Annotated in this window: 19 protein-coding genes; 6 read left to right on the forward strand and 13 right to left on the reverse strand. The window is 63.4% G+C overall.

What is annotated here, in order from left to right; genetic code table 11:
- Nucleotides 1–23 precede the first annotated feature (23 nt).
- Both OEW28_RS15155 and hemB read right to left on the reverse strand, forming a co-directional pair.
- Entirely contained in the window at nucleotides 24–584 is a 561-nt protein-coding gene (locus OEW28_RS15155; protein WP_263735635.1) for a lipid-binding SYLF domain-containing protein, read from the reverse strand.
- A 170-nt stretch (nucleotides 585–754) separates the two neighbouring features.
- Entirely contained in the window at nucleotides 755–1,747 is a 993-nt protein-coding gene (gene hemB, locus OEW28_RS15160) for a porphobilinogen synthase (RefSeq protein WP_263735636.1), read from the reverse strand.
- A 118-nt stretch (nucleotides 1,748–1,865) separates the two neighbouring features.
- On the opposite strand from hemB, the gene OEW28_RS15165 reads away from it, so the two are divergent.
- Together OEW28_RS15165 and mfd are read left to right on the forward strand one after the other, a co-directional pair.
- The gene (locus OEW28_RS15165) at nucleotides 1,866–2,393 is read left to right on the forward strand and encodes a component of SufBCD complex (RefSeq protein WP_263735637.1); all 528 of its coding nucleotides are present in this window, start codon (nucleotides 1,866–1,868) and stop codon (nucleotides 2,391–2,393) included.
- 42 nt (nucleotides 2,394–2,435) lie between these two features.
- Nucleotides 2,436–5,912 carry a transcription-repair coupling factor gene (mfd, locus tag OEW28_RS15170; protein ID WP_263735638.1) on the forward strand — a complete coding sequence of 1,159 codons (3,477 nt, stop codon included), beginning with the start codon at nucleotides 2,436–2,438 and terminating at the stop codon, nucleotides 5,910–5,912.
- On the opposite strand, the gene OEW28_RS15175 is transcribed toward mfd, so the two are convergent.
- Genes OEW28_RS15175 through OEW28_RS15185 form a run of 3 tightly spaced genes read right to left on the reverse strand, consistent with a single transcriptional unit; the run spans nucleotide 5,909 to nucleotide 9,281 of the window.
- Nucleotides 5,909–7,129 (reverse strand): multidrug effflux MFS transporter, encoded by a 1,221-nt coding sequence (locus OEW28_RS15175; protein ID WP_412174804.1) that lies wholly within the window; start codon nucleotides 7,127–7,129, stop codon nucleotides 5,909–5,911. The genes mfd and OEW28_RS15175 overlap by 4 nt on opposite strands.
- A complete protein-coding gene (locus tag OEW28_RS15180) occupies nucleotides 7,126–7,773 on the reverse strand; it encodes a DsbA family oxidoreductase (RefSeq protein WP_263735639.1) in 648 nt (215 codons plus the stop codon). Before OEW28_RS15180 ends, OEW28_RS15175 begins: the two co-directional genes overlap by 4 nt.
- Complete coding sequence (locus tag OEW28_RS15185) at nucleotides 7,770–9,281, reverse strand: class I adenylate-forming enzyme family protein (RefSeq protein ID WP_263735640.1); 1,512 nt, start codon at nucleotides 9,279–9,281, stop codon at nucleotides 7,770–7,772. Before OEW28_RS15185 ends, OEW28_RS15180 begins: the two co-directional genes overlap by 4 nt.
- Nucleotides 9,282–9,379: 98 nt before the next feature.
- Between OEW28_RS15185 and OEW28_RS15190 the strand changes: the two genes are divergently transcribed.
- Nucleotides 9,380–10,009, forward strand: coding sequence for a helix-turn-helix domain-containing protein (locus tag OEW28_RS15190; protein ID WP_263735641.1), 630 nt, complete (start codon nucleotides 9,380–9,382; stop codon nucleotides 10,007–10,009).
- Here the strand turns inward: OEW28_RS15190 and OEW28_RS15195 are convergent.
- The 3 genes from OEW28_RS15195 to OEW28_RS15205 all read right to left on the reverse strand — a co-directional run bounded on the left by OEW28_RS15195 (nucleotide 10,006) and on the right by OEW28_RS15205 (nucleotide 12,472).
- Complete coding sequence (locus OEW28_RS15195) at nucleotides 10,006–10,320, reverse strand: hypothetical protein (protein ID WP_263735642.1); 315 nt, start codon at nucleotides 10,318–10,320, stop codon at nucleotides 10,006–10,008. The two genes, OEW28_RS15190 and OEW28_RS15195, sit on opposite strands and share 4 nt — an antisense overlap.
- A 219-nt stretch (nucleotides 10,321–10,539) precedes the next feature.
- Nucleotides 10,540–10,653, reverse strand: a complete 114-nt coding sequence (locus OEW28_RS15200; RefSeq protein WP_263735643.1) for an entericidin EcnA/B family protein — start codon at nucleotides 10,651–10,653, stop codon at nucleotides 10,540–10,542.
- A 4-nt stretch (nucleotides 10,654–10,657) separates the two neighbouring features.
- The gene (locus OEW28_RS15205) at nucleotides 10,658–12,472 is read right to left on the reverse strand and encodes an extracellular solute-binding protein (RefSeq protein ID WP_412174805.1); all 1,815 of its coding nucleotides are present in this window, start codon (nucleotides 12,470–12,472) and stop codon (nucleotides 10,658–10,660) included.
- 284 nt (nucleotides 12,473–12,756) lie between these two features.
- Here OEW28_RS15205 and OEW28_RS15210 point away from each other — a divergent pair, with 284 nt between their 5' ends.
- Complete coding sequence (locus OEW28_RS15210) at nucleotides 12,757–13,530, forward strand: 3-hydroxybutyrate dehydrogenase (protein WP_263735645.1); 774 nt, start codon at nucleotides 12,757–12,759, stop codon at nucleotides 13,528–13,530.
- Here the strand turns inward: OEW28_RS15210 and OEW28_RS15215 are convergent, their stop codons facing one another.
- From OEW28_RS15215 to OEW28_RS15225, 3 genes are read right to left on the reverse strand one after another with little or no spacing between them, the layout of a single operon-like run.
- A complete protein-coding gene (locus OEW28_RS15215; protein WP_263735646.1) occupies nucleotides 13,531–14,331 on the reverse strand; it encodes a DUF502 domain-containing protein in 801 nt (266 codons plus the stop codon).
- Between the two features lie 57 nt (nucleotides 14,332–14,388).
- On the reverse strand, nucleotides 14,389–15,306 hold the full coding sequence (locus OEW28_RS15220) for a pseudouridine-5'-phosphate glycosidase (protein ID WP_263735648.1): 918 nt from the start codon (nucleotides 15,304–15,306) through the stop codon (nucleotides 14,389–14,391).
- The gene (locus tag OEW28_RS15225; protein WP_263735649.1) at nucleotides 15,303–16,196 is read right to left on the reverse strand and encodes a PfkB family carbohydrate kinase; all 894 of its coding nucleotides are present in this window, start codon (nucleotides 16,194–16,196) and stop codon (nucleotides 15,303–15,305) included. Before OEW28_RS15225 ends, OEW28_RS15220 begins: the two co-directional genes overlap by 4 nt.
- A 208-nt stretch (nucleotides 16,197–16,404) precedes the next feature.
- Between OEW28_RS15225 and rpsB the strand changes: the two genes are divergently transcribed.
- Entirely contained in the window at nucleotides 16,405–17,169 is a 765-nt protein-coding gene (rpsB, locus tag OEW28_RS15230) for a 30S ribosomal protein S2 (RefSeq protein WP_263735650.1), read from the forward strand.
- Between the two features lie 95 nt (nucleotides 17,170–17,264).
- Complete coding sequence (gene tsf, locus OEW28_RS15235) at nucleotides 17,265–18,173, forward strand: translation elongation factor Ts (protein WP_263735651.1); 909 nt, start codon at nucleotides 17,265–17,267, stop codon at nucleotides 18,171–18,173.
- A gap of 96 nt (nucleotides 18,174–18,269) precedes the next feature.
- Here tsf and OEW28_RS15240 read toward each other — a convergent pair whose 3' ends face one another.
- Entirely contained in the window at nucleotides 18,270–19,025 is a 756-nt protein-coding gene (locus OEW28_RS15240) for a LuxR family transcriptional regulator (protein WP_263735652.1), read from the reverse strand.
- 191 nt (nucleotides 19,026–19,216) lie between these two features.
- Nucleotides 19,217–20,104 (reverse strand): MBL fold metallo-hydrolase, encoded by an 888-nt coding sequence (locus tag OEW28_RS15245; protein ID WP_263735653.1) that lies wholly within the window; start codon nucleotides 20,102–20,104, stop codon nucleotides 19,217–19,219.
- Between the last annotated feature and the right edge of the window lie 60 nt (nucleotides 20,105–20,164).

Here is a 20,164-nt window from a genome sequence, read left to right on the forward strand (position 1 = left end):
GGCCAGTGCCCCGCGCGTCCTGGTCAGGGGATGATGCGGTTGTACTTGGTGCCCGTGACCTTCGCGCCTGCGATGAACCCGGACTGCCCGTAGACCAAAGCTATGACCGGCGCGAGCGACGTCGTGGTGTCCACCCCGAGAGATCCACCCTGATCGGGCAGTGCGTAAGCCATGTTGGCACCCGCGACCCAGCCCGGTGAGGTGCGGAATTCACTCAGCGCCTCGGGCGTCATGAAGAACAGCGCGTGGGCGTACTGCTGTGCGCCGATCTGCAGCCCCACGCTGGCTTGCGTGGCGGAATAGTAGTCGACCGTCGCCCCGTTGATCCGCAGCGCGCCCTGACCGTAGGAGCCGCCGAAGGTGATCACGCCAGCCTCGGTGACAAGAGGGACGTAAAGAACGCCGACCGCCTTGGCCATCAGGTCGCGTGTCCCTGGATAGGTCGTCATCAGGTAGTCGCGAGCCGCGTCGACCCGGGCATCGAGTTTCGCTGCCCCGTCGGCGCCAAGACCATTGCCGCAGGCCGCAAGGCCAAAGGCCGCACCCCCTGACAGAACCACGCTCCGTCGCGTCAAACCGCTCATGTCCATACTCCGCTCTGTTGCCTCGTCGGGCGCGGCTGACCCGCGCCGGGCGGCCTTTGGGGCCGTTCTGCTACCAGCTATAGTGTGCTTTTGTTCTTTTGTCATCAAGTGTTGGGGTTCGTGACTGCAAGTCATGCCTCCCGCACCGGTCGCGGCGGAAACTTGCCTGTTCAACCCAGCATTCGAGCCACGCGCGGGGCGAAATAGGTCAGGACACCGTCGCATCCGGCGCGCCGGAAGGCCATCAGGCTTTCCAGAATCACGTCGTCCTTCAGCCAGCCGCGTTCGATCGCCCCCATCAGCATCGCGTATTCGCCCGACACCTGATAGGCGTAGGTCGGCGCGCCGAACGCGTCCTTCACGCGGCGGCAGATATCCAGATAGGGCATTCCCGGTTTTACCATGACCATGTCGGCCCCTTCGGAAAGGTCGCGGGCGACCAGCCGAACCGCCTCGTCGGTGTTGGCGGGGTTCATCTGGTAGGTCTTCTTGTCGCCCACCAACCGCCCGCCCGCACCCACAGCGTCGCGGAACGGTCCGTAGAACGCCGAAGCATATTTTGCCGCATAGCTCAGAATGGCGACGTCCGGATGTCCGGCGCCTTCCAGGGCCGTCCTCAGCGCTCCGATCCGCCCGTCCATCATGTCGGACGGTCCCAGGATGTCGGCCCCTGCCTCGGCCTGCGCCAGCGCCATCTTGACTAGCGCCTCGACGGTTTCGTCGTTCAGGATGATCCCGTCTCGCACCAGCCCGTCGTGGCCGTTCGCGTTGTAGGGATCGAGCGCGATGTCCGTCATCACCGCCAGGTCAGGCACCGCTGCCTTGATCGCGCGGATGGCCCGGTTGGTGATGTTCTCGGGGTTCCACGCTTCTTCGCAGGCGTCGGTCCGAAGGCTTCCGTCCGTGTAGGGAAACAGGCAGATCGCGGGGATTCCGAGGCTCGTGGCCTCTTCTGCGGCGCGCACGGCGCCTTCGATCGTCACGCGCTCGACACCCGGCATTGAGGCCACCGGGGCATCGGCGCCAGGTACGTCGGTCACGAATATCGGCCAGATCAGATCCTTCGCGGACAGGTGGTTTTCCTGAGCCAGATCGCGCAGCGCGCCCGTCCGGCGCAGGCGGCGGAAACGGGTGGAGGGGAAGGGGCCTTGGGTCGGGATCATGATCGTGCCTTTCCTGTTGCCTTATCGGGTTACACGGATCGCCGCGCATCTCAAGGGTGGAAAGCGCCGCAGTCCGCGGCTAGCATCGGAACCGGGCCATGGAACAAGGGTTTGGCGCGTGCAGTGGACCGTACTGATCTCAGAGGTGATCGACCTTCGTTCCTTTTCCAACCTCTGGTACTGGATCGCGCTGGCCGTCACTTGGTCGCAAGCCAGCCACTGGGTCATCGGGATTCCCTTCGACATGGTGCTGCGGGCACGCCGGTTGGGCGGCCGGGCCGAGATCGAGCTTGAGGAATTCACCCGTCATTGCGTGAACCGCGTGCTTTACATCGCCCAGGATGCGGGCCTTGTCCTTTTGGTGTTCGGTTCTGCCATCTACACGACCCTGGCAATGCTGGGCTTCGGTTACGCGGTAGAGATCTGTCAGGCGCTGTTCCTGATTCTTTTTCCGCTTGGTATCGTGGCGCTGCTGACCACCCGCACCGCGCGATTGATCGCTGAAGAAGGCGACAGCGGAGAGGCGCTGCAAAAGCGGCTGCGCCGTCACCGGATGGCGGTTCAGGCGATCGGGGTCGTTTCGATCTTTGTCACCGTGATGTGGGGGATGATCCAGAACGTCAACGTCTCGGTCCTTCCCTACTGACGCGCGGGTTGACTTCGCGTCGCAGCGGGATAGGTGAGCGGAATGAACAGGCAAAATCACATCACGCTGTCGGGTGCGCCCGAAGGTTACGACGCAAGAATTCTCGCGCGCGAGCTTTTGAAGGGCGCGGCGGTCGTCCATGTCGCCCGCGACGACAAGCGGATGGAGGCAATGCGCGCGGCGCTTGCCTTCTTCGCGCCGGAAGCGCCGGTGCTGACCTTTCCTGCCTGGGACTGCCTGCCGTTTGATCGGGTATCCCCGAACCCGGACATTTCGGCGCAGCGCATGGCGACGCTGGCGACCCTGGCGGCGGGTCTATCCGGACCGTTCATCCTTCTCACCACGCTCAACGCAGCGACCCAGCGGGTTCCGGCGCGTGAGATCGTAAAGTCCGCCTGCTTTACGGCAAAGGTCGGCGCCCGCGTTAACGAGGCAGGGTTGCGCGACTACCTGGTCCGCATGGGATTTTCCCAGACCCCGACGGTTTCAGAACCCGGCGACTACGCGATCAGGGGTGGCATCATCGACATCTTCCCGCCCGGCGCGGGTGGTCCCGTGAGGCTGGACCTGTTCGGAGACGTCCTTGACGGCGCGCGCAGTTTCGACGCCGCAACACAGCGCACGACCGAGAAGCTTTCGACCGTCGAACTGGCTCCAGTGTCCGAAGTCATAATGGACGAGCCGTCGATCACGCGGTTCCGCCAGAATTACCGGATCGAATTCGGCGCTGCTGGCAATGATGATCCGCTTTACGAAGCGGTCAGCGCCGGACGCAAGCACGCCGGGATGGAACACTGGCTTCCTTTCTTTCACGAAAAGCTGGAAACGCTGTTCGATTACCTGCCCGAGGCCTCGGTCATGCTGGATGATCAGCTGACGCCCGCGCGGCTTTCCCGCTGGGAAGGTATCGCCGATCAATACGACACGCGGGTCGAGGCGATGAAGCGGCGCGACCGGCTGGATTCGGTCTACAAGCCCTGCGCGCCCGAGCTGCTTTACCTTGACGATGCCGCCTGGGAATCCGCGCTGGAAGGTCATCGGACGCTGCAGCTGGTCGCGTTGCCGCAACCCACGGGACCCGGTGTCCTGGACATGGGCGGTCGCATCGGTCGCAATTTCGCCCCCGAGCGCCAGCTTGAGAATGTCAGCCTGTTCGCGGCGCTGGCGGATCATCTGAAGGCGCGTTTGAAGGAGGGTCAGGTTGTCGTCTCCTCATACTCCGAAGGCGCGCGTGAGCGTCTGAAAGGGCTTCTGGAAGACGAACAGGTGACGGGCGTCGGCTTCGCCCGCGACATCCGCGATGTGGGCGAGGGCAAGGGCGGCCTATGGCTGTCGGTCTGGGCGCTGGAACATGGGTTCGAGGCGCAGGGTCTGACGGTCATTTCCGAACAGGACGTCCTAGGCGACCGGCTGATCCGCGGAGCAAAGAAGCGCCGTCGGGCCGAAAACTTCCTGACCGAGGCGCAGTCGCTGTCGCCGGGCGATCTTGTCGTCCATGTCGAACACGGCGTGGGACGCTACAAGGGGCTGGAAACCATCACCGCCCTCGGCGCGCCGCATGAATGCGTGTCGCTTGAATACGCGGGCGGCGACCGGCTTTACCTGCCGGTCGAGAATATCGAACTGCTCAGCCGCTACGGCCACGAAGAGGGGCTTCTGGACCGTCTGGGCGGCGGCGCGTGGCAGGCCAAGAAGGCCCGGCTGAAAGAACGCATCCGCCAGATCGCCGACCGGCTGATGCGGGTCGCGGCCGAGCGGGCGCTGCGCACCGCCCCCATTCTCGAGGCGCCGCACCACGACTGGGATGCCTTCTGCGCGCGCTTCCCCTACCAGGAAACCGATGACCAGTTGACGGCCATCGAAGAGGTGGTCGGCGACCTGTCCGAGGGAAGCCCGATGGACCGCCTGATCGTCGGTGACGTGGGTTTCGGCAAGACCGAGGTGGCCATGCGCGCGGCCTTTGCGGCCGCCATGTCCGGCGTGCAGGTCGCGGTTATTGCGCCGACCACGCTTCTGGCGCGACAGCACTACAAGACCTTCGCCGAACGCTTCCGCGGCACCGCGATCACCGTGCGCCCGCTGTCGCGCTTCGTGTCCGCCAAGGACGCCGCCCTGACGCGGCAGGGGCTTGCCGAAGGCACGGTGGACATCGTCATCGGCACCCACGCCGTGCTGGCAAAGTCGGTGAAGTTCCGCCATCTCGGACTTCTGGTCATCGATGAGGAACAGCACTTCGGCGTCGGCCACAAGGAGCGGCTGAAGGAGATGCGCAGCGAAATTCATGTGCTGACGCTGACCGCAACGCCGATCCCCAGGACACTTCAGCTGTCGCTGACCGGTGTACGCGACCTGAGCATCATCGGCACGCCGCCCGTCGACCGCCTGGCGATCCGCACCTACGTGTCCGAGTTCGACACCGTCACGATCCGCGAGGCGCTTCTGCGCGAACATTTCCGCGGCGGACAGTCCTTCTACGTCGTGCCGCGCATCGCGGATCTTCCCGAGGTGGAGGACTTCCTGAAGACGCATGTGCCCGAGGTCAGCTACATCGTCGCGCACGGGCAGCTTGCCGCGGGCGACCTGGACGATCGCATGAACGCCTTCTACGACGGCAAGTACGACGTCCTGCTTGCCACGACGATCGTGGAAAGCGGCCTGGACATCCCGACGGCCAACACCATGATCGTCCATCGTGCCGACATGTTCGGCCTGTCGCAGCTATACCAGATCCGTGGTCGCGTGGGGCGGTCCAAGACGCGCGCCTATGCCTATCTCACCACGAAGCCGCGCGCGCCGCTGACCCCCGCCGCCGAAAAACGGCTGCGTCTGCTTGGATCGCTGGACAGCCTTGGCGCAGGCTTTTCGCTTGCCAGCCAGGACCTGGACCTTCGCGGGGCGGGCAATCTTCTGGGCGAGGAACAGTCGGGCCACATCCGCGAGGTCGGCTACGAACTCTACCAGGCGATGCTCGAGGAAACCATCGCCAAGCTGAAATCGGGCGATCTTCAGGGCCCCGACGACGACGGCCAGTGGGCGCCGCAGATCAACCTTGGCGTGCCCGTCCTGATCCCGGAGGACTACGTCCCCGATCTGGATGTTCGGCTTGGGCTTTATCGCCGTCTTTCGGGCCTGACCACCAAGGTCGAGCTTGAAGGCTTCGCCGCCGAGCTGATCGACCGCTTCGGGGACTTGCCGAAAGAGGTGAACACCTTGCTTGTCGTCGTCCGCATCAAGGCCATGTGCAAGCGGGCTGGCATCGGCAAGCTGGACGCGGGGCCGAAGGGCATCACCGTGCAATTCCACAACGACAGGTTCGCCGATCCCGCCGGACTGGTCGAATTCCTTCAGGCCGAAAAGGGGCAGGCCAAGGTCAAGGACAACAAGGTGATCCTGTCCAGAACCTGGGCGTCCGAGGCCGACAAGGTGAAGGGCGCGTTTGCCGTCGCCCGCGACCTCGCCGAAAAGGCCGTCGCAGCCGAAAAGGCCGCGAAGGCCAAGCGGGCAACGGCGTCCGCCTAGTGCGGCAAGGTCCGGCGCATCAGAAGCCAGGCAAGGCCGGAACAGATGACCACCCCCGTGATGACGGGAACGGCGGTGCCGTCAAAGGTCTGGCCGACCGGTCCGGCGATGACGACGGCAAAGATCGTGGAAATCGCCGAGATGACCGAAGCGGCCATGCCGGCGATGTGACCCATCCGCTGAAGCGCCAGGGCATTCAGGTTTCCGAACGTCAGCCCGGCCATGAAAAACACGCTGGATCCCCAGATGAAGAAGACGGCGAAGCCAAGGTTGCCGGTTCCGACCCCGCCCAGCACCAGCGCAAGCACGACGGCCGAGGAAATGGCCTGCCACAGGTAGGCGTCTGTCGCCAAACGGCGCATCCCGACATGCATGACGAGCTTCGCGTTCAGCACCGACGCAGTCGCCGCGATCCCGGCCATCAGCGCGAACCATTTCGGAAAGTTGTCGCCTTGTCCGTAGGTCACGTCGAAAAGCTGCTGCGCGGTGGACAGGAGCGCAAACATCTGGCCGAAGCCCAGCGTCATCACGACGGTGTAGATGCGCACATCCCGGTTTGACAGAACCTCGCGCGCGGCCAGCAGGATGTTGTGCCCGGACAGCCGCCTGCGGTGATCCGGCGGCAGGGTCTCGGGCTGTCGCGTCCCGACCCAGCTGACCGCGATCAGGCCGAACAGGATGAAGGCCAGGAACACCGCACGCCAACCGGCCAGGCCGATGATCAGTGCGCCGATCGAAGGCGCGACGGCGGGCACGATCATGAAGATGGTCATCGCGAAAGAGGTCACCCGCGCCATCTCGCGCCCTTCGTAAAGGTCACGGACCAGTGCAAGCCCGACGATGCGCGGACCCGCAGCCCCCAGGCCCTGGATCACGCGGGCGGCAAGCAACAGCTCGATCGTGGGTGCGTAGTGGGCCAACACCGCACCGCCGATGTAGATCGCGAAGCCCCCGATGATCGCGGGCTTGCGCCCTGTCGCATCCGAAATCGGACCGGCGAAGGCTGTGCCTATCCCCATGCCCAGAACGAAAGCCGTCAGGATAAGCTGCGCATGGTTCACCGCGTCCGGCGTAAGCTCGGACGCGATCTGGGGCAGGGCGGGGAGCATTGCGTCGATCGAAAAGGCGATCGTTGCGAACAGCATCGCGATCATCGCGGTGAACTCGGCAAGCGGAAGGCGCCGCCGGATCAAGGGCGTTTCTGCGGGAATGCTCATGACTGGGTGTCTTTCGTCTTCTCGACAAGTTCGTCGATGATCTGCATCCAGGTTTCGGCGGGCTGCGCGCCGCTGAGGACATAGGTGTTGGCGATCAGGAAGGTCGGCACGGCGTTGACTCCCCTTTCGCGGGCGTGTGCGTCGCGCGCCATGATCTCTTCCCGGTCGGCGTCACTTGCCAGCAGGCGTTCGATCATCGCGCGATCAAGCCCGACACTCTCGGCAATGGCCGCAAGTGTGTCTGCATCCCCGACGTCACGCCCTTCGCGGAAGTAGGCGCGGAACAGGGCCGACACCATCGGCGTCTGTCGGCCCTCAAGGCCGGCCCAGTGGATCAGCCGATGGGCGTCAAGCGTGTTGGGGCTGCGCGTGATCTTCTCAAGATTCAGTTCGACACCCGCGTCGGCGGCGTGCTCCATGATCGGAACGTGGGCGCTCACCGCGCCTTCCTTCCCGCCGAACTTCCACTCAAGGTACTTCCGGCGATCCATGCCCTCCGGCGGCATGTCCGGGTTCAGCTGGAAGGGATGCCATTCGATGGCGAAGGGATGGCTCGGACGCGCCTCAAGCGCGCGGTCAAGCCGAGCCTTGCCTATATAGCACCAAGGGCAAACCGGATCAGAAAGAATATCCAACTTGATCAATGCGATGCCTCCCACTCTTCGCGCAGCGCGCGGCGGTTTATCTTGCCTGTGCTGGTGCGCGGCAGGGTGTCCCTGTGGATGTAAAGCCGGGGTTGCTTGTAGCGAGCCAGTCCGCTTTCCGCCGCAGCGGCCAGGTCCGCTTCGGCAGCGGTGCCGGAATGTACCAACGCGATGACAGTCGCGTCGGCCTTTATCCTGGCCTCGATCGCGGCGCAGGCATCCAGACCGGGAACACGGGCCATCACGGCCTCGACCTCAGACGGGGCCACGCGAAAGCCGCCGGCATTCATCATGTCGTCGGCACGTCCCAGGTAGGTCACCGCGCCATCGCCGCCCATCACGGCGCGGTCGCCCGTCAGGAACCAGTCGCCCTGAAACCGGGACGAAGCCTCGTCCGGGGCGTCGGCGTAGGTCAGGAACAAGCCCGGATCGGAGCGGTGGATGGCGATGGTGCCCTCGGTTCCGCGCGCGACCGGATTGCCGGCGTCGTCCAGTATCGCGATGGAGCGTCCCGCCTGTGGATAGCCCAAGGACCCCTCGGGCGCGGGCCGATCCGGCGAACCCGACAGGAATGTCGAACATTCGGACATGCCGAAGGCTTCGTGGATTGGCGTCCCGGTCGCGGCCAACCATGCGGTTCGTGTTGTCTCGGGCAGTTTCTCCCCGGCGGACAGGCCATGCCGGAGGCGCGGCAGGGAAAGTGTCGCGCCAGACTTCAGTATTTGCCGGTAAACACCCGGAGCTGCAGCGAAAATTGTTGCATCGAACCGCTTGAGGAGCAAAGGGATCTGATCAAGCATCACGCCTGCCGCGGGAACAAGCGCGGTTGCGCCGGCCGTCCACGGATCCATCAATCCGGTTCCAAGCGTGTAGGTCCAGTTCATCGCGCCCGCATGAAGGATGCGGTCGCCGTCGGTCAGCCCATACCAGCCCTGGAACATCATCTTTCTGGCAAGGATGGCGCGATGGGCGTGCAGCACGGCCCTTGGCACGCCCGATGTGCCGGAGGTGTAAATGATGTAGGCCGGACGGTTCGGGTCCGCCATCGCGAAACCTGACGAGGGCAGGGCCTCCATCCGCGCCAGTGCCCGTGCGTCGATCGTTCGAAGGCCGGAAGGGCGGGTTACGCCTTCGCCCGCGATGGCCAGGCCCGGCTTGATGCTGGCGGCGATCCGTTCGATTTCCGGCTGGGTCAACTGACTTGAGCAGACGACGGGAATGATGCCTGCCGCGATGGCGCCAAGAAAGGCCAGCGGAAACTCGACCCCATTGCCCAAACGCAACAGGACACGGTCCCCAGGCTCCATGCCCTCGTCCAGAAGCCCGGTGGCAACCCCGCGAACGGCCGCGGCAAGGCGGGTGTAGCTCCACCGTTCAGCGCCGGCCGGGCGCAGGATCTGCAACGCTATCTTGTCACCCAGGGGCTCGGCGCGCGACAGCACATGCGCGGCCAAGTTGAAACTTGCGGGCAGGGCGAAACCGCCGGAACTGTCACCAAGGGAAAGCATGCGTCTTCGCTACGCCCGTTGCCGAGGCGTTGCAAGGCACAACGGAAACGCGCTAATGCACAGTTCGGACCCTTGCTGAACAGAGCATCAAGAGCCCCATGACGAAAACGACCGACAATACGCGCCTGATCCGCATCGCACGCGCAAGCGGGGCGGAAGCGGACGCCGCTGAGCCCATCGATCTGGGAAAGCGCGTGCGCGACCTGCGCAAGGCGCGCGGCTGGACGCTGGAACAGGCCGCGGGCCAGGCCGGCCTTGCACGGTCGACACTGTCGAAGATCGAGAACGGTCAGATGTCGCCCACCTACGAGGCGCTGAAGAAGCTGGCCGAAGGATTGGCGATCTCTGTCCCGCAGCTTTTTACGCCTTCGGCGCAAACGCAGGTGAACGGCCGCATGGCCGTGACCAAGTCGGGCGAGGGGCAGGCGCACCTGACCACGACCTATGAACACGAACTGCTGGCAGGGGCGCTGACACGCAAACAGATGCTGCCCTACCGTGCGCGCATACGGGCGCGCAAGCTGGAAGAGTTCGATGGCTGGGTCCGCCACGAGGGGGAGGAATTCCTCTACGTCCTGACCGGCATCGTGAAGCTTTACACCGAATTCTACGAACCGGTCGAACTGCGCCGCGGCGACAGCGCCTATTACGACGCGGCCATGGGTCACAATGTGGTGTCGGTCAGCCCCGAAGACGCCACGGTGCTTTGGGTCACAAGCCTGGCCTAATCATCGCCGTAGCGCGCATCGTCGTCCGATTCGTCCTCACCCTCGGGCAGGTACTTTCCCGACAGTTTGATGGAGTGGTCGTCGTGGCGCGGGTCCATGACCACATCGGACGGCAATTCGCCCACAAGCCAGTCGCGAACCTCTTCGCGCGTCTCGGAAAACTCTTGTTCCGTAAGCTCGGCGATGTAAGAGATGAAGGCGCGCTGATCACCGTCGATCGCTTCAAGCTCTGCCTCGTCCGCATCTGGCCACTTGTCCAGAATCGCATCGAAGAACGCGAACCAGTTTTCCTGAACATGGTGCCATTTCATTGTGCTTCTCCGGCATTTACTCGCTGACCATTTTGCACGCAAACGCCTAAGGGGAAAAGCGTTTCAGGAAGGTTGGCGCCAAGAGCGGCCAAAGGTCGCGTGCGTCTAATGCCCAGTCCATGAGACCGCGCCGAAGACCAATCGACAAAAATACGTGGCCGATCCGCAACGCCGATCAGCGGGGTCGGCGGCAACCAGGCCGCACCAAGCTCAAGGCCGTCAGAACCAGCCCTGAACCGTGCGTGCGCCGGACGAGACGTCTTCGCCGACGCCCGCGACCGTGTTGCAGGCGGCCAGTGCGCCCAGGAGTGCCAACAGGATTAGCTTCTTCATGCTCTCAGTCCTCATACCACCAGGTTTCCGGCTGGAAGCCCGGCCAGTCGCCATATAGCGGTATCCGCTCCGGGTAGTGAAGATGCCTGTCATGGGCCAGGCGCGAAACGCGGCTGAACCAGACAGGGATGACATAGCGGCCAGCCGTCAGGACGCGGTCCAAGGCCTTGGTTGCGGCCACGAAGTCCTCTTGGCTGCGGGATTCCACGATTGACGTGATCATCGCTTCGGCCGCGGGCGAATTCATTCCCATCCAGTTGCGTGTTCCGGGTTCAGTCACGCCCGCCGAGCCCCAGTAAAGCATCTGTTCGTTGCCGGGGCTCAGGGATAGGGCCCGCGTGTACCACGCCATGTCGAAGGCGTAGGTGTTCGTGCGTTCCTTGTACTGCGCACTGTCCACCGAGGTCACGGTCGGCACGATTCCCAGATTCTTCAGGGCCTGAACATAAATGTCCACGACCTGCTCTGTTTGCGTGGCGCCGGATTGAAGAAGGATTTCGAAGGTGAAGGGGGTGCCGGCGGCATTCTTCATCACGCCGTCCTGTACTGTCCAACCCGCCTCGGCGAAAAGTGCCGTCGCCTTGCGCAGCGACTTGCGATCCACGGCGCGGTCCCTGTTGCCCTCAGGCAGGGCATATCCTTCGATGGTGCCGGGTGGCAGGGCGGCTGCGAAGGGGGCCAGCAGCTCGGCGACCTTGCCCTCGGCGGGACCCTGATCCATGCCCAGGGGCGAGTTCGAGAAGTAGGAGGTGATGCGCGGCTCCGAGCCGCCGTTGATGGTCTGGTTGACGAAGTCGAAGTTGAACGCCTGGATCATCGCCTCGCGAACGCGCCAATCGGCAAAGACGGAATTGCGGGTGTTCATGACCAGACCGGTGATCCCGGAAGGCCGCTGATTTGGAATCTCGGCCTTGATCACCTCACCGGACTGCACCGCCGGAAAATCGTAGGACGTCAACCACTTGGAAGCGCTGGATTCGCGGAAGGACGAACTTTCCCCTGCCGTGAAGGCCTGGAACGTCACGTCTCCGTCGCCATAGTAGTCATATCGGATCTCGTCGAAGTTGTTCAGGCCGCGGTTGAATCCAAGATCCGCCCCCCAGTAGTCGGGATTGCGCCGGAACGTGACGAAGCGGCCGGGCTCGAAGTCGGCCACGACGTAGGGGCCGGACCCGGTCGGAATCTCAAGCGAGCTTTCGGCAAAATCCTTGCCTTCCCACTGTGCCTTTTGAAGGATCGGGCGCATCCCCATCAGAAGCGCCAGCTCTCGGTCCTGGGTGTTGAAGGTGAAGCGGACCTTTCGGTCACCCGTCTGCTCCATTCTTGCAACCTTGTCCCAGACGTTGCGGTAGCGCGGGTGCCCGACGGTGCCAAGGGTTTCGTAGCTCCACATCACGTCTTCGACGGTGACCGGGCTGCCATCCGAGAAGCGCGCATGCGGGCGAAGCGTGAACTCGACCCAGCTTCGGGATTCATCTGTCTCAACCGATTCGGCCAAGAGGCCGTAGAGCGTGAAGGGTTCGTCGATCGAACGGGCCATAAGGGTCTCGATCGTGTGCAAACCAAGCCCCCAGGGCGCGGAACCCTTCAGGATGTAGGGATTGAGGGAATCGAAACCGCCCGCTTCACCGAACACGATCCTTCCGCCCTTGGGCGCATCGGCATTCGCATAGGGGAGCGACACAAAATCAGGTGGGAGCGCCGGCTTTCCATACATAGCTATGCCATGGCTGGGCTCAGCGAACGCGGGGGGCGCCGAGACCAGAATCGCAAAAGACAAAACGGCCCGCGCGAGGCTGGCGAAAAAATCCGATCTCATTTCGGCAACAATCCTCGACTGCCCGTTTTCATTGGCACCAAAGCTAACTTGGCTTTCCAGCCTTTTCAAACTTTTAGCTTGGACAGTGGCAGTGAACCGCGTATAAAGGGCGCACTGCTCGATAGGTTTCTTGCCTGTATGAAACCTGCCTCAATAACTTAACGCCCGCTTCGCGCGGGCGTTTTTTTTTGGCCCGAACGGGTGCGGGCCTTCGGCAACTTTTTCCTGTTCTTTGCGCGTGCAGAACCTATTCTCGCCGCAGCGCAACGAATTTGGGGATTACCATGAACCTTTCGGGCAAGACCGCCATTGTCACCGGCTCGAACTCCGGGATCGGGCTGGGTGTGGCCATCGAACTGGCCAGGCAGGGCGCAGACATCGTGCTGAACTCGTTCACCGATCGTTCCGAAGATCACGAGCTTGCGGAAAGCATCGGTGCCGAACACGGCGTCAAGGCGCGCTACATCAAGGCGGACATGTCCTTGGGCGACGATTGCCGAGCCCTGGTCCACAAGGCTGGTGGCTGCGACATACTGGTGAACAATGCCGGTATCCAGCATGTGTCCCCGATCGAGTCGTTTCCGGTCGAAAAGTGGAATGCGATCATTGCGATCAACCTTTCGTCCGCTTTCCACACGACCGCCGCCGCGCTGCCGGGGATGCGGGACCGCGGCTGGGGCAGGATCGTGAACATCGCCTCTGCGCACGGGTTGACCGCGTCGCCCTTCAAGTCGGCCTACATCGCGGCCAAGCACGGGGTTGTCGGCCTGACGAAGACGGTGGCGTTGGAAACGGCGGGGCAGGGGATCACCTGCAACGCGATCTGCCCGGGTTATGTGCTGACACCGCTGGTCGAGGCGCAGATCCCCGATCAGATGAAGGTTCACAACATGGACCGCGAAACCGTGATCCGGGACGTGATGTTGCTGCGCCAGCCTTCGCGCCAGTTCGCCACGGTCGAGGAAATCGGCGGCACGACGGTCTTTCTGTGTTCATCCGCCGCCGCCCAGATCACCGGCACGACGATTTCGGTCGACGGAGGCTGGACGGCGCTTTGATCAGCCGGCGGGTTTGGCGGGTCCGGCGGGGGCGGGTGTCGCCGCCGGCTGCTTGGGCGTCTTTGGCGAGGGATAGACAAGCCCCGCAGAGATTACCAGCTTGGCCGCGTCCTCGACCGACATGTCCAGGAAGGTGACGTCGCGCTTTGGCACGTAAAGCAGGAAGCCTGAGGTCGGGTTCGGGGTGGTCGGCAGGAACACCGTCATGACCTCATCCTCGGGCAGGCGCCGCAGGATCTCGCCCTTCGCTGAGGTAGAGACGAAGCCGATCGCCCATACGCCCTGGCGCGGGTACTCGATCAGGCATGCCTTGTCGAACTTGGACTCTGTCTGGTTGAAAACGGTTTCGGCGACCTGCTTCACGCCATTATAGATCGACCGCACGACCGGCATGCGATCGACCATGCTTTCGCCCCAGGCGATCAGCGACCGGCCAAGGATGCCCTTTGCGATCCAGCCGACGAAGACGGTGAAGATCAGGAATATGATGACCCCGATGCCGCGCAGGTCCAGCGCGCCTTCCACGCACCAGAACGGCAGGTCGTCCGGTGACTGGCCCGGCCTGGGAGCGCCGCAGAATAGGTCGCGCACCAGTTCCGTGGGCTGGTAGCGCTGCGGGATGAAGGGAAGCACCCAGCTGTCGATCCAGCCGGTGATCTTCCAGATCAGCCAGAATGTCAGGCCGACGGGGGCTATGACGACCAGGCCGGTCAGGAAGTTCGCGCGAAAGCGCGCGATCAGCCCGCGGCGGCGGTGCGCATGATGTGTCGGATGGTCGTCATCCGTCTGTCCGGTTTCCATTCAGCGCCCCCTGTTCGCCGCCGGAATGTATGCACTTGGCAAGCCAATGCCAATGGGTCACTCGCCGCGTTTCAATTCGGCCGCGATCGCGGCGGCAAGGCGAGCATTGTTCAGAACCAGGGCAATGTTGGCGTCAAGCGAGCGTCCTTCAGTCAGCTCGAATATCCGGGCAAGCAGGAAAGGGGTCACGGCCTTTGCCCCGACCCTTTGGGCCTCGGCCTCGGCAAGGGCCGCATCGATCACGGGCATGATCTGTTCGCGTGGAATCTCGGCGGTTTCAGGGATCGGATTCGCTACGAGCTGACCGCCGGCAAGGCCAAGGCGCGCGCGCATCCGGTGGGCGGTTGCGATCTGGGCTGCGCTGTCCATCCTGAGTGGTGCGGCAAGGCCGGAGCTGCGTGACCAGAAGGCAGGGAACTCGTTCTGCCCGTAGGCGATGACGGGCACGCCCAGCGTCTCAAGAACCTCGAGCGTCTTGGGCAGATCCAGGATCGCCTTCGCGCCCGCCGCGACCACGGTCACGGGCGTATTCGCAAGCTCCGTAAGATCCGCCGATATATCGAAGGAGCTTTCGGCGCCACGATGGACGCCGCCGATGCCGCCGGTGGCGAAGACGGCGATCCCGGCCAGATGCGCGGCGATCATCGTTGCGGCCACCGTCGTCGCCCCCGTCCGACCGATGGCGAGGCAGGCCGCGATGTCTGCACGGCTGAGCTTCATCACGTCTTTCGCCTGTGCCAGGTTTTCCAGCCTCGCTTCGCTCAGGCCGATATGGATTTGCCCGCCCATCACGGCGATGGTCGCGGGCACGGCGCCCGCCGCGCGGACCTCGGCTTCGACCCGGCGCGCGGTTTCCAGGTTCCGCGGATAGGGCATTCCGTGCGTGATGATGGTGGATTCCAGCGCCACGATGGGGGCGCCGTCCTCGCGCGCCTTGGCGACTTCGGGCGAAAGGCTGAGCGGCAGGTTGGTCACGATCCGATGTCTCCTGATACATGAAGCGCTGCGGCGTCGAGCGCTTCCGCCAGCGCCTGTTCGCGGTTCCGTCCGCGGCGTTCCGCGGCGATATGGGCCGCCATGAAGGTGTCGCCCGCGCCGGTGACGCGGGTCACAAGCACCGGCGGCGGATCTGCCTGAACGATGCCATTCGGGGCCCCATCGGCAGCCCGGCGCGCGCCGTCCGTCACCAGGACACGCCGCGCGCCGCGGTCGATCAGCCCGTTTGCCGCCTCGGCGGCGGAAGCGAACCTTCGCTGGCAGATAATCCCGGCCTCTTCCAGGTTCACGTAGATCGTCGCGTTTGTCAGGGGCAGAAGCGGCACAAGACGCTCGGCCTTGCCCGGCGAAGCCGGCGCGATCCGCAGATCGGCCTCGTGAAAGGCCGTGGACGCCGCGATGTCGGCCAGCAGCGAAAGCGTCAGGTTGCCATCCAGCGCGACGGGTCCCCGCCAGTAGGCGCCGGGACGGCCAAGCGCGCCGTCCAGAAGCGGGCGCAGGATCTTGTCCCCCGCCGCCTCAAGCGAATGGGCATCGGCGATCGCCGCGATCAGCCCGTTCGCCCCCTCGATCGCCATGTAGCGATCGGTCGGCAAGTCATCGGACCGATAGACATGGCCGCAGTCCAGCCCCAGCCGCGCCGCCTCGGCGATCAGGGCATCACCCTCCGCGTCGCGGCCGATCGCGGTAAGGAGGGCGGGGCGCAGGCCGAAGCGGGCCAGTGTCATGGCAATGTTCATCGCCACACCCCCCGGAAGCCGCGTGATGCGGCCCGGCACGTCGGCGCCCGCCGCCATGTGCACGGGCGTCCGGCCGATGATGTCCCAAAGGACCGATCCGATGCACAGGATGTCGGGCGCACTTGTCATTCCGTTGATTTGACGGGAAACCGGAGCCGGGGCAAGCTCTGTGCGCGCTTTGGGCGGTCACCCCTTGCACGCATGTTCGTTTCGGCCTATACGCGCGCCACTTCACAGGCGAGGTGCGGGCCGATGGGGGAGACATTCCCAAAGGTCCACCGGTTGGGGGAAACCCTGAAATCACCTCGCTCAGGCGCAAACCGGAAAGGAAAAAGGCATGGCGCTTCCCGAATTTTCCATGCGTCAGCTTCTTGAAGCTGGCGTTCACTACGGCCACCAGACGCAGCGCTGGAACCCGCGCATGGCCGAGTATATCTATGGCGACCGCAACGGCATCCACATCATCGACCTGACGCAGACGGTTCCGATGCTTGACGCCGCGCTGAACGTCATCCGCGAAACCGTCGCGAAGGGCGGTCGCATCCTGTTCGTCGGCACCAAGCGCCAGGCCTCCAAGGCCGTGGCCGAGGCCGCTGAAAAGTGCGCGCAGTACTACATGAACCACCGCTGGCTCGGTGGCACGCTGACCAACTGGAAAACCGTTTCCCAGTCGATCGCCCGCCTCAAGCACATCGACGAAGTCATGGTTTCGGGCGCCGAAGGCCTGACCAAGAAAGAGCGCCTTGGCATGGAGCGCGAGCAGGCCAAACTGCAAGCCTCGCTTGGCGGCATCCGTGAAATGGGCGGCCTGCCGGACCTGCTGTTCGTCATCGACGTGAACAAGGAAGACCTGGCCATCCTCGAGGCGCAGAAGCTGGGCATTCCGGTTGTCGCGATCGTCGACACCAACTGCTCGCCCAAGGGCGTTGATTACGTGATCCCGGGCAACGACGACGCATCGCGCGCGATCGCACTTTACTGCGATCTCGTCAGCCGCGCGGCGCTTGACGGCATGTCCGCCCAAATGGGCGCGGCAGGCATCGACCTTGGCGCGCTTTCCGAAGCGCCCGCCGAGGAAGCGGCCGAAGACGCCGAAGCCTGAGCCGGGGCAGGGGCGTTGGGCCCCTGTCACACCTCTTTCATCGGGCGGGGATATTCCCCGCCTGACCCATTGGATAAACACGAAGGAGAGCCACCATGGCGATCACCGCTCAGATGGTGAAGGAACTGCGCGAATCGACCGGCGCAGGCATGATGGATGCCAAGAAGGCACTGACCGAAACCAACGGTGACATGGAAGCCGCCGTTGACTGGCTGCGCACCAAGGGCCTTGCCAAAGCCGCCAAGAAAGCCGACCGCGTCGCGGCCGAGGGCCTGATCGGTGTCGCCGTCAAGGATGGCCGCGGTGTCGCGATCGAGATCAACTCGGAGACCGACTTCGTCGCTAAGAACGCCGACTTCCAGCAGATGGTGCGCGACATCACCGAACTGGCGCTGCAGACCGGCGACACTCTTGAAGTGCTGAAGGCCACGCATCTGAATGGCAAGCCGGTCGAGGACGTCATCACCGACGCGATCGCCCGCATCGGTGAAAACATGACGCTGCGCCGGATGCACCTGCTCGAAGGCGACAACGTGGTGTCTTATGTCCACTCGGCAGCGGCCGAGGGCATGGGCAAGATCGGCGTTCTGGTCGCCGTGAAGGGCCCGTCGGAAAAGGCGCGGGAAATCGGCAAGCAGTTCGCAATGCACATTGCCGCGACCTCGCCGCTGTCGCTGTCCGAAGCGACGCTGGACGCCGATCTGGTCGAGCGTGAACTGCAGGTGCAGACCGCCAAGGCTCTGGAAGAAAACGCTTCTTCGTCCAAGCCGAAGCCGGATGCCGTGATCCACAACAACATCATCCCGGGCCGCATGAAGAAATTCATGGCCGAGAACACGCTGCTGGGTCAGCAGTTCGTGATCAACCCCGACGTCACGGTCGAACAGGCCGCGAAAGAGGCCGGGGTCGAGATCACCGGCTTCGCCCGTGTCGCCGTCGGCGAGGGCATCGAGAAGAAGGAAGAGGATTTCGCGGCCGAGGTCGCCAAGACCCGCGGCGCCTGATCCGCGCATCTGATCCTCAAAGGCGGCCGGCTTGTCCGGCCGTTTTTTTCGTGCTGCAAGCCAATGGCTGGCAGTCGCGAAGCAGAGTGCTTCCTGCTAGCCGCGATACATGAATATCTGGTTCAGCAACGACGCCTTAAGCAGCGCTTGCGCGGTTGTCTGCGCGGAAAGCGCCTCTCTTGCCAGTCGCAAGTGCTTGTCGACGGTGGCGGGCGTGACGCCAAGCAGGACCGATATGTCCTGAATGCTCTTGCCATCGCCGACCCACTCCAGAACCTCCCGCTGGCGGGGTGTCAGGGGCTGACGTGGCGACTTGAAGGGCAGGGCATTGAGCTTCAAATGGGCAAGCCGGCACAGGAACTCGATCTTCTGGCCGTGTTTGGACCAGATCCCGTCCATGTGGTCCTGGTCGCGGTGGCGTGCGCACAGGCCGATGGCCCCTTTTGTCTTGATCGACGCATCGCGGAAGCTGATCGAGTAGCCCGCCAGCAGCCCGTATCTTCGGTTCAGCTCAAGCACCTTGGCCTCGGCTTCACTAAGGCCACCCGCTTGCACCCGCTCTCCGATCAGGCGCCAGGATGCCACGCCTTCGTTCGCCAGTGCCCATTGCACCATGGGGCCGTGAACGAACAGGCCGGAATGCACGAACGCGTCCAGATAGTCCTTGGGGTGATTGGACAGGACCAGGAATTCGTCCTCCAATCCCAGCGAATTGGCGGTGCGGGCGCGGGTGATGCCGTACAGCAAACCGTCCACGCCGAAATTGGACATGCTTTTGACAAGTGTCGCCCAGGTTTCGTCGATGGTCCGGGCGTTCAATATGGTTGTCGCGTGCTCGATGAACTGGACCATTAGAATGCTCAGACGCCCGGCTCGGATGTAGCCAAAACGAAGATCGAGAGATCGATACTGTCCAACGCGCAAAGATCCTGCTTCGAACTCGGCAAAATGCGTCCCGGTCGGCGCGGCACGCCCGGTTACGCTAATAATATTTCCGAAATAAGATCAATCCTTTAACAAGAGAAAAATTGGCGCATTTTTGGTTACAGCTTGTTAATCGGAACCTTCAGATAAACCGTCTGGTTGTCCTCGGGTTTGGGCATCTGTCCAGCGCGCATGTTTACCTGCAAAGACGGAATGATCAGACGCGGCATGCCAAGCGTCTTGTCCCGCGCGGTCCGCATGGCCACGAAGTCCTCGATCGGCTTTCCCGCACCGACATGGACGTTCAGGGCCTTCTGCTCTCCTACAGTGGTTTCCCAGGCATAGTCGTCCCGATCGGGTGCCTTGTAGTCATGACCGACGAAAAGCCGGGTATCGTCCGGCAAGGCCAGAATGCGCTGGATTGAGTTGTAAAGATCGCTTGCCGACCCGCCTGGAAAGTCACAGCGGGCCGTGCCGAAGTCTGGCATGAACAGCGTGTCGCCGACAAAGGCGCAATCCTCGATCACATAGGTCAGGCAGGCGGGCGTATGCCCCGGCGTGTGCATGACGCGCGCCTTCAGCGATCCGATTTCAAAGGTGTCTCCGTCCTCGAACAGCCGGTCGAACTGGCTGCCGTCACGTTGGAATTCGGTCCCTTCGTTGAATATCTTGCCAAAGGTATCCTGCACGACGGTGATGTTCGCCCCGATGCCGATCTTGCCGCCCAGCCTTTCCTGAATGTAGGGCGCGGCCGAAAGGTGATCGGCATGGACGTGGGTTTCAAGAATCCAACTTGCTTCCAGCCCTGACGAACGGACATGGTCGATGATCCGGTCCGCCGAAGTCGTGTCCGTCCGTCCCGCGGCGTAATCAAAGTCCAGGACGGAATCTATGATCGCACAGGTCTTGCTGCCGGGATCACGCACCACCAGGGACACCGTGTTTGTGGCCTCGTCGAAGAAGGCGGTTACATCGCACGTCTTGCGGGGGGTCGCGTCTGCGCTCATCTGGATAGCTCCTTTTGACGCAAGGTAGGTATCGGGCCTTTATATTTCAACAATCGAATA

The organism is Albidovulum marisflavi (assembly GCF_025751435.1).
GTDB classification, from domain to species: domain Bacteria; phylum Pseudomonadota; class Alphaproteobacteria; order Rhodobacterales; family Rhodobacteraceae; genus Albidovulum; species Albidovulum marisflavi.

What these genes read in the sequence shown, in the direction of transcription:
- OEW28_RS15155 (WP_263735635.1), bottom strand. Translation starts at nt 584, where the DNA reads ATGAGCGGTTTGACGCGACGGAGCGTGGTTCTGTCAGGGGGTGCGGCC.
- hemB (WP_263735636.1), bottom strand. Translation starts at nt 1,747, where the DNA reads ATGATCCCGACCCAAGGCCCCTTCCCCTCCACCCGTTTCCGCCGCCTG.
- mfd (WP_263735638.1), top strand. Translation starts at nt 2,436, where the DNA reads ATGAACAGGCAAAATCACATCACGCTGTCGGGTGCGCCCGAAGGTTAC.
- OEW28_RS15175 (WP_412174804.1), bottom strand. Translation starts at nt 7,129, where the DNA reads ATGAGCATTCCCGCAGAAACGCCCTTGATCCGGCGGCGCCTTCCGCTT.
- OEW28_RS15185 (WP_263735640.1), bottom strand. Translation starts at nt 9,281, where the DNA reads ATGCTTTCCCTTGGTGACAGTTCCGGCGGTTTCGCCCTGCCCGCAAGT.
- OEW28_RS15190 (WP_263735641.1), top strand. Translation starts at nt 9,380, where the DNA reads ATGACGAAAACGACCGACAATACGCGCCTGATCCGCATCGCACGCGCA.
- OEW28_RS15195 (WP_263735642.1), bottom strand. Translation starts at nt 10,320, where the DNA reads ATGAAATGGCACCATGTTCAGGAAAACTGGTTCGCGTTCTTCGATGCG.
- OEW28_RS15200 (WP_263735643.1), bottom strand. Translation starts at nt 10,653, where the DNA reads ATGAAGAAGCTAATCCTGTTGGCACTCCTGGGCGCACTGGCCGCCTGC.
- OEW28_RS15205 (WP_412174805.1), bottom strand. Translation starts at nt 12,472, where the DNA reads ATGAGATCGGATTTTTTCGCCAGCCTCGCGCGGGCCGTTTTGTCTTTT.
- OEW28_RS15210 (WP_263735645.1), top strand. Translation starts at nt 12,757, where the DNA reads ATGAACCTTTCGGGCAAGACCGCCATTGTCACCGGCTCGAACTCCGGG.
- OEW28_RS15215 (WP_263735646.1), bottom strand. Translation starts at nt 14,331, where the DNA reads ATGGAAACCGGACAGACGGATGACGACCATCCGACACATCATGCGCAC.
- OEW28_RS15225 (WP_263735649.1), bottom strand. Translation starts at nt 16,196, where the DNA reads ATGACAAGTGCGCCCGACATCCTGTGCATCGGATCGGTCCTTTGGGAC.
- rpsB (WP_263735650.1), top strand. Translation starts at nt 16,405, where the DNA reads ATGGCGCTTCCCGAATTTTCCATGCGTCAGCTTCTTGAAGCTGGCGTT.
- tsf (WP_263735651.1), top strand. Translation starts at nt 17,265, where the DNA reads ATGGCGATCACCGCTCAGATGGTGAAGGAACTGCGCGAATCGACCGGC.
- OEW28_RS15240 (WP_263735652.1), bottom strand. Translation starts at nt 19,025, where the DNA reads ATGGTCCAGTTCATCGAGCACGCGACAACCATATTGAACGCCCGGACC.
- OEW28_RS15245 (WP_263735653.1), bottom strand. Translation starts at nt 20,104, where the DNA reads ATGAGCGCAGACGCGACCCCCCGCAAGACGTGCGATGTAACCGCCTTC.